Annotated in this window: 14 protein-coding genes; all 14 read left to right on the forward strand. The window is 46.5% G+C overall.

The features are described 5' to 3' along the window. The first annotated feature begins 19 nt into the window (after positions 1-19). The 14 genes from MHI21_RS00315 (at position 20) to MHI21_RS00380 (ending at position 13,127) form a co-directional block, all read left to right on the forward strand. Positions 20-952, forward strand: coding sequence for a peptidyl-prolyl cis-trans isomerase (locus MHI21_RS00315; RefSeq protein ID WP_342419182.1), 933 nt, complete (start codon positions 20-22; stop codon positions 950-952). Between the two features lie 250 nt (positions 953-1,202). Beyond that, positions 1,203-2,141, forward strand: coding sequence for a cysteine synthase A (cysK, locus tag MHI21_RS00320; RefSeq protein ID WP_342419183.1), 939 nt, complete (start codon positions 1,203-1,205; stop codon positions 2,139-2,141). A gap of 126 nt (positions 2,142-2,267) precedes the next feature. Next, positions 2,268-3,890: an anthranilate synthase component I family protein gene (locus MHI21_RS00325; RefSeq protein ID WP_069290762.1), complete on the forward strand. Its 1,623-nt coding sequence runs from the start codon at positions 2,268-2,270 to the stop codon at positions 3,888-3,890. Between the two features lie 5 nt (positions 3,891-3,895). Then, a complete protein-coding gene (gene pabA, locus MHI21_RS00330) occupies positions 3,896-4,471 on the forward strand; it encodes an aminodeoxychorismate/anthranilate synthase component II (protein WP_013308153.1) in 576 nt (191 codons plus the stop codon). 3 nt (positions 4,472-4,474) lie between these two features. Further along, entirely contained in the window at positions 4,475-5,371 is an 897-nt protein-coding gene (locus tag MHI21_RS00335) for an aminotransferase class IV (RefSeq protein WP_342419184.1), read from the forward strand. Beyond that, complete coding sequence (folP, locus tag MHI21_RS00340) at positions 5,368-6,234, forward strand: dihydropteroate synthase (protein WP_075153520.1); 867 nt, start codon at positions 5,368-5,370, stop codon at positions 6,232-6,234. Before MHI21_RS00335 ends, folP begins: the two co-directional genes overlap by 4 nt. 169 nt (positions 6,235-6,403) lie before the next feature. After that, a complete protein-coding gene (folB, locus tag MHI21_RS00345; protein WP_023986457.1) occupies positions 6,404-6,766 on the forward strand; it encodes a dihydroneopterin aldolase in 363 nt (120 codons plus the stop codon). 9 nt (positions 6,767-6,775) lie between these two features. Continuing rightward, on the forward strand, positions 6,776-7,324 hold the full coding sequence (gene folK, locus MHI21_RS00350; RefSeq protein WP_069290765.1) for a 2-amino-4-hydroxy-6-hydroxymethyldihydropteridine diphosphokinase: 549 nt from the start codon (positions 6,776-6,778) through the stop codon (positions 7,322-7,324). Continuing rightward, positions 7,276-7,476: a helix-turn-helix transcriptional regulator gene (locus MHI21_RS00355; RefSeq protein WP_235306857.1), complete on the forward strand. Its 201-nt coding sequence runs from the start codon at positions 7,276-7,278 to the stop codon at positions 7,474-7,476. The genes folK and MHI21_RS00355 overlap by 49 nt, the downstream gene beginning before the upstream one ends. A 45-nt stretch (positions 7,477-7,521) precedes the next feature. Then, a complete protein-coding gene (gene dusB, locus MHI21_RS00360; protein WP_250259961.1) occupies positions 7,522-8,550 on the forward strand; it encodes a tRNA dihydrouridine synthase DusB in 1,029 nt (342 codons plus the stop codon). 214 nt (positions 8,551-8,764) lie between these two features. Then, on the forward strand, positions 8,765-9,241 hold the full coding sequence (greA, locus tag MHI21_RS00365) for a transcription elongation factor GreA (RefSeq protein WP_013308160.1): 477 nt from the start codon (positions 8,765-8,767) through the stop codon (positions 9,239-9,241). Positions 9,242-9,351: 110 nt separating this feature from the next. Then, complete coding sequence (lysS, locus tag MHI21_RS00370; protein ID WP_061831234.1) at positions 9,352-10,872, forward strand: lysine--tRNA ligase; 1,521 nt, start codon at positions 9,352-9,354, stop codon at positions 10,870-10,872. A gap of 90 nt (positions 10,873-10,962) precedes the next feature. After that, positions 10,963-12,300, forward strand: a complete 1,338-nt coding sequence (locus MHI21_RS00375) for a TrkH family potassium uptake protein (RefSeq protein ID WP_342419185.1) — start codon at positions 10,963-10,965, stop codon at positions 12,298-12,300. Between the two features lie 293 nt (positions 12,301-12,593). Beyond that, positions 12,594-13,127: a hypothetical protein gene (locus tag MHI21_RS00380; RefSeq protein WP_165179770.1), complete on the forward strand. Its 534-nt coding sequence runs from the start codon at positions 12,594-12,596 to the stop codon at positions 13,125-13,127. The last annotated feature ends 112 nt before the right edge of the window (positions 13,128-13,239 follow it).

A 13,239-nucleotide genomic window follows, 5' to 3' on the forward strand; every position in this document is an offset into this window, starting at 1 on the left:
CGGATGGGCGGTGCAAGCGATGACTACACGGGAAAAAGGATTATGGACAGCTGTCATTATTCTGACCGTTAGCGTCGCCGCCTTGGGTGGTCTTATCATGCTTCGGGGGCTGTCAAAGCCGGGTGATGTAAGCAAGGATGACGGCGATCATACTGTGGCGGAGATGGGTCAGGAAGGCATATCGGAGGAACAGTGGGTAGCGGAACTGAAAAAGCGATATGGAACCAATACGCTGTTGCAAATGTTGAATCGTAAAGCCGTGCAGGCTGAAACCAAGCGTCTCGGTATCAAGATCACCCAAGAGGATCTACAGCAGGTGCTGGAGCAGGATAGTAAAGGGTATGACTCAGATCATGCCTATTTTGATGAAATGCAGCGACAGTTTGGCTTAGGTCCGGTTGATTTGCGGAATGAAGCGGAATACCGGATTGGTTTGGAGAAAATAGCCACGCAAGGTATTCAGGTTCAGGAAGCGGAGATTGACGAGTATTGGGAGCAGCATCCTGAGGAATTTGCCGTCGGTAAGCAGATCCAAATGGCAGCTCTTTATGTGGATAATGCGGAGGAAGCAGAAGCGTTGCTAGATCGGGTTAAGCAGGGGGAGAGCTTCGATGTGCTGATTCAAGAGCATGCAGGTAAACCTTTCGACAAATATAGCAGTGGACAGCTGGGATGGGTGGATGAATATGATCCATTGCAACCGGAGGCGATCATGAAGGCGGCGAGAGAGCTAAGCTCTGGGGATGTTGCAGGTCCGATCTCTGTTAACGATGGCTATGCTGTCATTTATGTACAGGATGTAAGGTTGAAGAATTCTCCGGATAAACAGCTGATCCGGCAGCAAATTCGCCGATCTCTTGCGCTTGCACAAGCCGCTCCTTTGGAAGAGGTCGAGAAGGGTCTGCGTGATAAATATGGAGCGCGTATTTTATCTGGAAAGAATGCATCCTAAACTTCTCTGCAACGTAGTGAAAGAATATTGGTTTGAAGGAAGCACGATGCTGATAACGCGGGTTGCCAGCATCGCGGCTTATTCACTCGTATTGACATTGGAATTGAAGATTGTTATGATTAGTGTATAAAACCAACTATTTTTATCGGAAATTAATGAACGGCACAAAATGAAAGTAATTGACTAAGAATCATCTACAATATGATTTCGCAATTTTTAATATATCATCTACAGTCAGGGAGGAATTATCATGGCTAAAGTTGTTAATAACATTACCGAACTTATCGGAGAAACACCCCTCGTTCGCCTCAACCGGATCGTACCGGAAGGTAGCGCCGAAATCTATTTGAAACTGGAATATCAGAACCCAGGCTCCAGTGTAAAAGATCGTATTGCGATTAGCATGGTAGAAGAAGCTGAACGTGAAGGTCTGCTTAAGCCAGGCGGTACCATTATTGAAGCAACAAGCGGTAATACAGGAATCGGCTTGGCTATGGTAGCTGCTGCGAAGGGCTATAAGGCAGTCATCGTTATGCCAGAAACGATGAGCATAGAGCGTCGTAATTTGTTGCGTGCTTATGGAGCCGAGCTTGTGTTAACACCAGGATCAGAAGGCATGAATGGGTCCGTTAAGAAAATGGAAGAATTGCTGAGTGAAAATCCGGATTATTTTGCTGCTGAGCAGTTCAAGAACAAAGCTAATATCAAAATTCACCGTGAAACGACCGGTCCTGAGATTGTGGAAGCCATTCGTTCCATTGGCGGAACTCTGGATGCTTTTATAGCGGGAATAGGCACTGGCGGAACCATTTCTGGTGCCGGAGAAGTGCTTAAGAAAGAATTCCCTGATATTAAAGTTGTGGCTGTAGAGCCTGCCTCTTCCCCGCTGTTAGCAGGCGGTAAGCCAGGACCCCACAAGATCCAAGGACTGGGTGCCAACTTTATTCCTGAAATTTTAAACCGTGATATCTATGATGAAATTATTCATGTAGAAAACGATGAAGCTTTCGAGGTAGCACGTAGAGTGGCCAAGGAAGAGGGCATTTTGTCCGGTATTTCATCTGGCGCGGCTGTTCATGCGGCTTTGAAACTTGCTAAGCAATTGGGCAAGGGTAAACGGATCGTTGTCATTGTTCCAAGTAATGGAGAACGTTACCTGAGTACGCCACTATACAATTTCGAGCTGTAATTATGTCGTAATTGTGTATACTATACGTAAGGATTCCCTCATTTCCCTGTTGCAGGGGGGTGGGGGTTTCTTTTTAAGGAGAGAATGTAGACTTTTTGAAAAGTAGGGAAGGGGAAGCACACACGGATGAAATCGACAGCTAGAGTGACGGAGGCGCAGTGGCAGGTTTGGCAGGAGGAAGGCTGGAGCATACTTCCCTATATCGCTGAGTACCCATTACCTGTGGGAGGGCTACCGTCATCGTGGCGGAAGGCATGGGAGGATTCGTCGCCATATGCCTTTTTGCTGGAGAGCGCTAAAGGTGGGCGGTACACCTATCTGGCCTTAAATCCGGTTGCTATATTGGAAGGCAAGGGAGAACATGCAGTTTGGACTGATTTGCAAAGTGGGAAACATGGAGATATACATGGTCAACCTTTGAAAGTCATGAACAACTGGATCGCTCCTTACCGTGCACCGCGTGTACCTGGCATGCCTTTTTTCTCTGGGGGATTTGCGGGTTATCTTGGCTACGATGTAGCTCGCTCGTTGGAGCGTTTGCCATCTCAAGCTGCAGACGATACGGGCATACCTGATTATGTATGGATGAGGGTGAATGAGCTATGGATTTATGATCACGAAAAATCCTGCATATATTGTGCTGTTCATATGCCTGCTCCTGCGCATTCCGATAAAGTCAGCCGTGATACCGATTTGACCAATCCCGTTATACGGGATGGGCCAAATCCCATACTTTGCGAGCATTATGCGGAAGCTGCCCAACGTGCAGAACGTATGCTGATTCAGTGGAATAACATCATAAATGCAGGAGAGATTGATCCTGCGTACCCTCGTCGTTGTGCTAGGCTTGCCGAAGAGGGGTTAGAGGCTGCTCATCAAGAATCTGATGGTTGGACAGCGGCATTCAACCAACAAGATTTTGAACATGCCGTAAGACGTGTGCAGGAATACATTGCCCAAGGGGATGTATTCCAGGTTAACTTGTCGATTCGTCAGCAACGTGCCCTTACAGCCCTCCCTGAAAATATATATGAATGGCTTCGTCTGCTGAATCCTTCCCCTTATATGGGTATGCTGCGTATGCCAGATTTACGGATCGTCAGTGGCTCGCCAGAATTGTTGGTGAAGCTGGAGGATGGACGTGTGAGCGCCCGACCTATTGCAGGTACGAGAAGAAGGGGGCTAACACCGGATGAAGATGCCGCTATGGCAGCAGAGCTTCTATCAAGCGAAAAAGAACGCGCCGAGCATATTATGCTCGTCGATCTGGAGCGTAACGATATCGGACGGATTGCTGAATACGGATCGGTGCATGTGCCTGAACTGCTGACTGTCGAATACTATTCGCACGTTATGCATCTGGTATCTCAGGTTGAGGGAAAATTAGCCCAGGGTCGTACAGCTATAGATGTAATTGCTGCTACCTTTCCAGGCGGAACCATTACCGGGGCACCCAAGGTGCGTACCATGGAAATTATTGAAGAATTAGAGCCCGTTCGCCGGGGTCCTTATACAGGGTCTCTTGGATGGATTGACTATAACGGCAATATGGAATTAAATATTATAATAAGAACACTAGCTGTTAAAGGCAGCACTGCCTATTTACAGACAGGTGCGGGGATCGTCATTGATTCAGACCCGTACAGGGAATATCGGGAATGTCGGAACAAGGCCAGAGCTGTCATGAAGGCGGTACAATGTGGTGAAGAAGAAGCTGCTTTGAGCAGAAGCGGTATCACAGGAGGGTGAGTCGTATGATTTTGGTGATTGATAATTATGATTCGTTTACGTACAATCTTGTTCAATATTTGGGTGAACTTGGCGAAGAAGTAACCGTAAAACGGAACGATGAGATTGATGTGAAAGGCATAGAAGAGCTGGCACCAGAGCATATTTTGATCTCGCCGGGTCCATGCACGCCGAATGAGGCGGGGATATCACTGGATGTGATCAGCCATTTTAAAGGTCGCATTCCGATTTTTGGCGTTTGCCTCGGCCACCAGGCCATCGGACAGGCTTTTGGCGGTAAGGTTATCCGGGCTGAACGACTCATGCACGGTAAAACATCACCGATTCTTCATCACAATACATCGGTATTTGAAGGCTTACCTTCTCCGTTCACAGCAACCCGGTATCACTCATTGCTGGTGGAGCGCGAGAGTCTGCCTGAGTGTCTAGAGATTACCGCAGAAACCGCAGAAGGTGAAATTATGGGTTTGCGGCATAAAGAATTTGCCGTAGAAGGAGTTCAGTTCCATCCAGAATCCATTATTACAGATTACGGGCATCAACTATTACGCAATTTCCTAAAACGCAAGGTAGGCGTCTGATTCATGAAATATATCGGAGTCAACGGCGTCCTCACGGAAGCCGCAAAAGCCGTGATTCACGTAAGTGATCACGGCTTTTTATACGGAATGGGCTTGTTTGAAACATTCCGCACCTACAAGGGTGTTCCATTCTTGCTGGATCGGCATCTGCATCGACTGCAGGAAGGTTGCCGAATGCTCGGCATTCCTTTTCAACCGGATGAGGAGCAACTTACGAGACACATCCAACATCTGATGGTGGCGAATGGACTGGATGAAGCCTATGTTCGTTACACCGTATCGGCGGGCGAAGAGGTGCTAGGCTTGCCGACGGGGGACTATACGCGCCCCAACCATATTTTGTTTGCGAAACCGTTGCCCTCTACCAATACACAAACCGGGCAATCCATTTCCCCATCGGCGCTTCAGTTGTTGCGAACCCCCAGAAACACTCCAGAGGGTGAGGTTCGTTTAAAGTCGCTCCATTATATGAATAATATTCTTGCGAAGCGGGAACTTCAGCAGTATGCCGAGGCTGTCCGTTATAAGGCTGAAGGAATGATGCTTACGGCGGATGGTTTTCTGGCAGAAGGAATGGTCAGCAATCTGTTCTTTGTACGGAACAATACGTTGTATACCCCTGACTTGTCTACAGGGATTCTGCCAGGCATTACGCGTGAGTTCATTTTGGAGCTGGCGCATCTGCGAGACATTCCTTGTGAGCAAGGCCTGTACCGCTGGGACGAGCTGAAACAGGCTGATGAAATTTTTATGACCAACTCTATACAAGAAATACGGCCCGTGGATTTGTTGTTGGAGCCGGGAGGAGCAACGAACCACTTATCGGTTCTCTTGACGCAGCCCAGGTCCATAACAGCTTTGCTGTTGCACGATTATAGACAGAAAGCAGGGATCAAGTGAACATACCGACCCTTTATCAACGTAGTTACCGAATGGGGGATGCCGAGCTTACGCTCGGACATTCCACACAGATCATGGGTATACTGAATGTGACCCCGGATTCATTTTCCGATGGAGGATTACATTATAGTCCCGAGATTGCTGTTTTACATGCATTGAAGCTGGTGGAAGATGGAGCGGATATCATTGACATTGGTGGGGAGTCTACTCGCCCGGGTCATGATCCAGTAGGTGTGGAAGAGGAGCTGGCTCGGGTCATTCCGGTCGTCCAGGCCATCCATCGTATCGCACCGCACATTCCGTTATCTGTAGATACTTACAAAGCCGAGGTAGCCAGGCAGGCGCTTGAGGCTGGCGCACATATCATTAATGATGTGTGGGGGTTTAAGGCAGACCCCGATATGGCACGTGTAGCTTCGGAATTCGATTGCCCGGTCATTTTGATGCATAATCGTCATGACCGTAACTATAGTGATTTAGTTTCTGATATGCTGTCCGATTTAAAAGAAAGTATCCGATTAGCGCTGGATGCGGGGGTACGTGAGGAACAGATCATTTTAGACCCAGGTATCGGTTTTGCCAAGGATTATGATGAAAATATTCATGCCATGACTTCTCTCGATACATTGAGTCAGCTGGGCTTTCCGCTGTTATTGGCTACGTCGCGCAAAAGGTTTATTCGTACAGCACTGGATTTGCCTGTGAATGATGTGGTGGAGGGCACGGCGGCTACCGTTGCTTTTGGCATTGCTCAAGGGTGCCAGATTGTGCGTGTACACGATGTGGCGCAAATCAAGCGCACCGTACGTATGTGTGATGCGATGGTGTACGGGTCTAAAAATGCACTGAGTTATGACGGGTAAAGCTCGCTTCACGAATCCTTTGATCCTACGATCGCTGTTGCAACGGGATTCTTTGAATTGGTAAACATATGACTGTTAGAATCCCGTTGCAAAGGCGAACGCTCCGCTACCACCAGCATAAAGTCACTTGATTAGAAAAATCTAATAAAAAACAGGGGGTCTACCCACGATGGATAAAATGGTTTTGCATCGTATGGAGTATTACGGATATCATGGCGTTTTTCCAGAGGAGCGCAAGCTGGGACAGCGTTTCTATATTGATTTGGAACTGGAGCTTGATCTGCGTGAAGCGGGTGAGCAGGATGCTTTGGACAAAACGGTTAATTACGCCGAGGTGCATTACACCGTTAAAGATATTGTAGAAAAGGAATCTTACCAATTGATTGAAGCTTTGGGCGAACGTATTGCATCTTCCCTACTGGACACTTATACTAGTGTCAATGCACTGACTGTCAAAGTCACAAAGCCGCATCCGCCGTTTGATATTCATTTTCAAGGCGTGACGGTTGAGCTTTATCGCGCAAGAAAGTAGGAACGATACATGAATGCACATTCGACCTCTGAGGGATCAGAGGCTTATATTGCTTTAGGGGCTAATTTGGGGGAGCGCGAGCATACCCTGTATGAAGCCATTACGGCGCTGGACGAACATCCGGGTATACGGGTGCTTCGGTGCTCCAGCCTGTACGAAACAGAGCCTGTTGGGTATCTGGATCAACCTTCTTTTTTGAACATGACGGTAGCCGTATCTACAACACTTGCTCCAGAGGAGCTTCTGGTATATATGCTGGAGGTGGAGAGTCGTCTGGGGAGAGTGAGACATATTCCTAATGGTCCACGAACCATTGATCTGGACTTGTTATGGATGGGAGCGGCGCAACTGGCTACACCGGATTTGGAGCTTCCTCACCCTCGTATGTTGGAGCGTGCTTTTGTGCTGGTTCCTTTGGCTGACATCGTTCCGAACCAAGATCCGTCCGGTCTGTACAGTATCGTGCATACTGCATTGAATTCTGTGGATGGAAAGGACGGCATACAGCTTTGGAAAACATGCAGCTGGCGCAACGACTCCGCGCCTTTCGGAAGCTAAAAGGGTTCACACAGCAGGAGTTGGCAGAACGTACTGGTATATCTTTGACTGTATTAGGTGCTGTGGAGCGAGGCAATCGTACAGTAGACCCAGACATGCTGAACATCATCGCCCAAACGCTAGAGATTGAAGTCCGGGAATTGACGGATTGACGATAAGTATACGATATAAAAGAAGGAATAAAGGGGTGAACAGATATGTTGAAAATCGGCGATATTGAAATGAAAAACCAAGTCGTCTTGGCACCCATGGCAGGCGTGTGCAATCCTGCTTTTCGCTTGATCGCCAAGGAATTCGGTACAGGCTTGGTATGTGCAGAGATGGTTAGTGATAAGGCCATCATTCACGGCAACAAGCGTACACGTGAGATGCTGTTTGTAGATGAGCGCGAGAAGCCGCTTAGCTTGCAAATTTTTGGAGGCGACCGCAAATCTTTGGTGGAAGCTGCGAAAGTCGTAGACCAGGAGACGAATGCAGATATTATTGACATCAATATGGGCTGCCCGGTTCCCAAAGTGACCAAATGTGATGCAGGCGCTCGTTGGCTGCTTGATCCAAACAAGATTTATGAGATGGTATCGGCGGTAGTGGAATCGGTAAGCAAGCCGGTTACCGTCAAAATGCGTATTGGTTGGGATAGCGAGCATATTTATGCCGTAGAGAACGCTCGAGCTGTTGAACGTGCCGGAGGTCAGGCCGTTAGCGTACATGGCCGTACACGGGAGCAACTGTATACGGGACATGCGAATTGGGATATTATAAAAGAAGTTAAAGAAGCAGTTTCCATTCCTGTAATTGGAAACGGTGATGTGGCATCACCGGAAGATGCCCGCCGTATGCTGGATTTGACCAATTGTGATGGCGTTATGATCGGACGTGGTGCTCTGGGGAATCCGTGGATGCTCTACCGTACGATTGAGTACCTGCAAACGGGCGAGCTGTTGCCCGATCCTTCACCGGAAGAAAAAATTCGTATTGCCATTCTGCATATGGATCGTCTGGTTGCATTGAAGGGTGAAGCAGTAGCTGTCCGTGAAATGCGTAAGCATCTGGCTTGGTACCTCAAAGGGTTTAAAGGTTCGGCACGTATTAAGGATGTTATTATGGAAGAAACAAAGCGCGACGATATGGTACGCATTTTGGATCAATTTGTATCTCAATTGCACATGGTAGATAACGATGAGCCTTCTACAAGCGCTGCTTCTCCTGCTGCTGTTGCGCAATAAGGAAGCTGTTCCGGCCTGTGCACGCGATTGACTTTTCCAATTGCTTGCCCTATAATCGTTCAGTATAAAATCTTGATGTATGCTACAAATTGTGTGCAGCTCTCAAGACAACAGCAGGAAATGTTCTCATTCCCTCAGAGTGGCATATTATGTTTTGAAAGCGTGCATTCCGATGCACTTTTAAACTTTTCCCATGACAGGAGAATCGGTTAAGATGAGCGATAAAGAAGTCATTCTGACACAGGAAGGTCTTAGAAAGCTCGAAGATGAGCTTGAGAACTTAAAGTCTGTCAAACGCCGCGAAGTGGCTGAACGGATTAAGGTAGCCATCGGATACGGAGATATTAGTGAAAACTCCGAATATGAGGATGCGAAGAATGAGCAGGCCTTTATTGAAGGCCGTGTAATTACGTTGGAAAAGATGCTACGCAATGCCCGCATTATCAATAGTGATGAAATTGACACCGATGTTGTGGGAGTAGGCGCAACTGTGACCGTTGAAGATTTGGAATTCGGAGATATTACAGAGTATGCTATCGTAGGTTCAGCCGAATCTGATCCGCTACAAAACAAGATTTCGAATGAAAGTCCGGTTGGCAAGGCAATTCTCGGTAAGAAAAAGGGAACTGTTGTGGATGTCACCGTTCCAGCAGGCGTTATTCAATATAAAATCGTGGATATCAAGAAATAAGACACGGACTTTGGAATTTAATGTAAAAGCTTCCTTGTGGAAGCTTTTTTTCTCTACACCCGGACGGACCCCGGCCCGTCTATTCATATTGAAGGAGCTGATTTAGCACCATGTCGGATGAAACTACTAACCAGGAATCACAAGAAAATCGCGAGGAATTAAGTGAACTATTGCAAATTCGCCGTGCCAAATTGGACGAGCTTCGCTCATTGGGCATTGATCCTTTTGGACGCAAATACATACGCACGGCTGAAGCGGGCGTACTACTGAGCAAGTATGACAGTTTGACTAAGGAAGAACTGGAAGAAAAGAATATTGAAGTTAGCATAGCAGGCCGTATTATGGCTAAACGTGTGATGGGGAAAGCCAGCTTTGCTCATATACAGGATCTTAGTGGACGTATTCAAATTTATGTTCGTCAAGACACGGTACCTGAATCCAAATATAAAGCATTTGGTATTTTGGATCTGGGCGATATTGTTGGTGTTAAGGGTGTGCTCTTTAAAACCAAAACAGGCGAAACGACAATCAAAGTGCTGGATATTGAGGTCTTGTCCAAATCCTTGTATCCATTACCAGAGAAATATCATGGCCTGAAGGATGTTGAATTACGTTACCGTCAGCGGTATGTCGATTTGGTTATGAACCCTGAAGTACAAAAAACGTTCATTACACGGTCCCGTATTATTCAATCCATGCGTCGTTATCTCGATTCGCTCGGCTATTTGGAAGTTGAAACTCCAACATTGCATTCTATTGCTGGCGGGGCGGCAGCGAAGCCATTTGTTACGCACCATAATGCATTGGACATGCAGCTTTATATGCGTATTGCTATTGAACTCCATTTGAAACGACTAATTGTCGGCGGAATGGAGAAAGTATATGAGATCGGTCGTGTTTACCGTAATGAAGGTATTTCGACCCGCCATAACCCTGAGTTTACGATGATTGAACTGTATGAAGCGTATGCTGATTATAAAGATATCATGCAATTGACGGAAAACATGGTTGCACATATTGCGCAGGAAGTACTAGGCACACAACACATTCAATATCAAGGCCAGGAAGTGGATCTGACGCCGCAATGGCGCAGAGTCTCCATGGTTGATGCTGTTAAAGAAGTAACAGGCGTAGACTTTAGCGTGCAGATGAGTAATGAAGAAGCTCATCGTCTTGCGAAAGAGCATAAAGTTTCGGTTGAACCGCATATGACATTTGGCCATATCCTGAATGCATTCTTTGAGCAGTTCGTAGAGGAAACGCTTATTCAACCGACCTTTATTACTGGACATCCGGTTGAAATCTCACCGTTGGCCAAGAAAAACGAACAAGATCCGCGGTTTACGGATCGCTTCGAGTTGTTCGTGGTTGCTCGTGAGCATGCGAATGCGTTCACTGAGCTGAATGATCCAATCGATCAGCGCCAACGTTTTGAAGCACAATTGCTGGAACGTGAGCACGGTAACGACGAGGCGCATGAAATGGATGATGACTTTATCCGCGCCTTGGAATACGGGATGCCACCAACAGGTGGACTGGGCATCGGCATCGATCGTTTGGTTATGTTGCTGACAGATGCGCCTTCCATTCGCGATGTGCTGCTTTTCCCGCATATGCGTAACCAACAGTAGAATAACATAACATTATGAATATAGAGGATCAGCCGGGCTTCCCGTGTCTTGTTCCTCTTTTTCATAAGAACGGATGGAGAGAATACTCTAATGAAACGCAGCGTCAAGCTTAGTCGGTTCGCATCGCCTCCTTTTATATTGGTCATCGGATATTTATTGATTATTGCATTGGGTACTTTGCTACTGATGCTTCCTGTTGCCAATCATAGTGGTCATGCTCCGCATTGGATTGATTCGCTTTTTACGTCCGTCTCAGCCGCTTGTGTCACAGGACTGGTCGTTGTTGACGTCGATTCAACGTATACGATGTTTGGCGAAACCGTCATTTTGGTGCTGATGCAGCTAGGCGGTCTGGGGTTTATGACCTTAGCGACCTTGTTTGCGCTGTTGTTGGGGCGACGATTATCGTTAAAGGATCGATTGCTGCTTAAGGAGGCTATTAATGCCGATAGCATGGAAGGGATCGTGCGTATTATTCGCAAGGTGCTGATCTTTTCTTTTACCATTGAGACGATAGCTGCTGTCGTCTTGGCTTTGCGGTGGATGCGAGAGATGCCTGTCGGACAAGCGATCTATTATGGAATATTCCATTCCGTATCCCTCTTTAATAACGGGGGATTCGATCTGTTTGGGACTAGCTTCCAACAGTACGCTGGAGATTTTGTTTTCAATATGATTGCATCTGTGCTCGTTATATCTGGAGGCTTGGGTTTCCTTGTACTTAGTGATTTGTTCGATTTTCGCCGTACCCGAAGACTGTCTCTACACTCCAAAATGGTGCTTAGCGTGTCGGGAGTGCTCATTGCGATTGGTGCGCTGGTTATATTTATTTTTGAGTTTACCAATGCACGAACCTTGGGCGCGCTGAACTGGGAAGGCAAAGTATATGGAGCTGTCTTTCAATCGGTCTCCACGAGATCATCGGGTACGAGCACAGTCGATATCAGCGGGTTAAGGCAAGCAAGTCAGTTTTTTATTATGTTGCTGATGATTATCGGTGCTTCTCCAGGCTCCACGGGAGGAGGAATCAAAACGACTACGTTTCTGCTTATGGTAGGTGCGCTAATCGCCGTCATGCGAGGACAGAAGGAAATTGTGTTTTTCCGCCATAGGGTCCCCAAAGATATCATGATGCGGGCGCTGACCATTATTGTACTAGCCCTATTTATATTCTCGATTGTGGTTATACTGCTCTTAATGACAGAGGATGCCCCATTTCTCTCCCTTGCATTTGAGGCTGCTTCCGCAATCGGAACGGTAGGCTTGTCCGTAGGAGTAACGCCAGGATTGTCTGATGCAGGCAAGCTGATTATTTGTGTGACCATGTTTATTGGTCGGATTGGTCCTCTTACGATTGCCTATGCCATTCGTCCACGCTCGACCAAGACATTGTACCGTCGTCCCGAAGGGCATATTGTAATTGGATAGTGTATCTGTAGAAAAGATGTACCCGTGCTGATTAGCATAGGTACATCTTTTTTCATTTCAGATCATCATAATTCTTTATGGGTAGCATATCATGTAAAATGCCCATTTTGAGAACAAAACGAAATGTTCTGAACAGATACTGTTTTTCGCAGAAAAAAACGGCTATTTGTTTCCTTTTATGTAATTATAGACAAAATACTAGGAATATTATGTATAATATTGTATGATAGTGGGCATGAAAGGGGGATAGTTTTGGTAAATACCAATTTCTAATTTGAAAGGAATCATCTATTATGTATTTATTTATTATTAGTGCTGAAGTTTTATTTTGGGTTTTTGTTGTTGCAGGCTTGATCGCAAGGTATATGTTTGGCTTGAAGAAGTTAGGCGGTCTTCTTTTACTATTTACCCCCATTATTGATATCCTGTTACTGATTGCGGTGTTCATCACGGTGAAAAGTGGCATGGAGATTACGACTGCTACTGGCTTGGCGGCCTGTTATTTTGGTATTACAGTAGCATTTGGTCATAGGTTAATTAAGTGGGCGGATGTACGGTTCTCCCATTGGTTTGGTAAGGGACCCAAGCCTGAACGCAAGTATGGTGCTGCTCATGCAAAAGAGGAACGGATAGGTTGGTTGCTTCACCTTTTGGGTTGGGCTATAGGTAATGCTTTGTTGCTCGCCATCATTGTGTATGTTGATGATCCTCAGCGTACGATGTCTTTGGAGGGCATTATGCAAACATGGGCAATCGTTCTGGCAATCGACTTTGTTGTCTCCTTTAGCTATACTTTAGCTCCCAAAAAACAAAAGCGTAGTCTATAAAGGTTAAGGCTTACACTTAGATGATATCTGGCTGGTCACTCAGGATGTTCAAATCGGAAGAGTCATTGTTGGTGAAAATGAAGTGGTTACTTCCGGTAGGTGGGTGATTCTG

The organism is Paenibacillus sp. FSL H8-0168 (genome assembly GCF_038592955.1).
GTDB classification, from domain to species: domain Bacteria; phylum Bacillota; class Bacilli; order Paenibacillales; family Paenibacillaceae; genus Paenibacillus; species Paenibacillus polymyxa_B.

Excerpts from the sequence above, each read along its gene's own strand:
- MHI21_RS00335 (WP_342419184.1), top strand. The coding sequence starts at position 4,475 with ATGAAATATATCGGAGTCAACGGCGTCCTCACGGAAGCCGCAAAAGCC.
- pabA (WP_013308153.1), top strand. The coding sequence starts at position 3,896 with ATGATTTTGGTGATTGATAATTATGATTCGTTTACGTACAATCTTGTT.
- MHI21_RS00315 (WP_342419182.1), top strand. The coding sequence starts at position 20 with ATGACTACACGGGAAAAAGGATTATGGACAGCTGTCATTATTCTGACC.
- lysS (WP_061831234.1), top strand. The coding sequence starts at position 9,352 with ATGTCGGATGAAACTACTAACCAGGAATCACAAGAAAATCGCGAGGAA.
- folB (WP_023986457.1), top strand. The coding sequence starts at position 6,404 with ATGGATAAAATGGTTTTGCATCGTATGGAGTATTACGGATATCATGGC.
- cysK (WP_342419183.1), top strand. The coding sequence starts at position 1,203 with ATGGCTAAAGTTGTTAATAACATTACCGAACTTATCGGAGAAACACCC.
- MHI21_RS00325 (WP_069290762.1), top strand. The coding sequence starts at position 2,268 with ATGAAATCGACAGCTAGAGTGACGGAGGCGCAGTGGCAGGTTTGGCAG.
- folK (WP_069290765.1), top strand. The coding sequence starts at position 6,776 with ATGAATGCACATTCGACCTCTGAGGGATCAGAGGCTTATATTGCTTTA.
- greA (WP_013308160.1), top strand. The coding sequence starts at position 8,765 with ATGAGCGATAAAGAAGTCATTCTGACACAGGAAGGTCTTAGAAAGCTC.
- MHI21_RS00380 (WP_165179770.1), top strand. The coding sequence starts at position 12,594 with ATGTATTTATTTATTATTAGTGCTGAAGTTTTATTTTGGGTTTTTGTT.
- MHI21_RS00375 (WP_342419185.1), top strand. The coding sequence starts at position 10,963 with ATGAAACGCAGCGTCAAGCTTAGTCGGTTCGCATCGCCTCCTTTTATA.
- dusB (WP_250259961.1), top strand. The coding sequence starts at position 7,522 with ATGTTGAAAATCGGCGATATTGAAATGAAAAACCAAGTCGTCTTGGCA.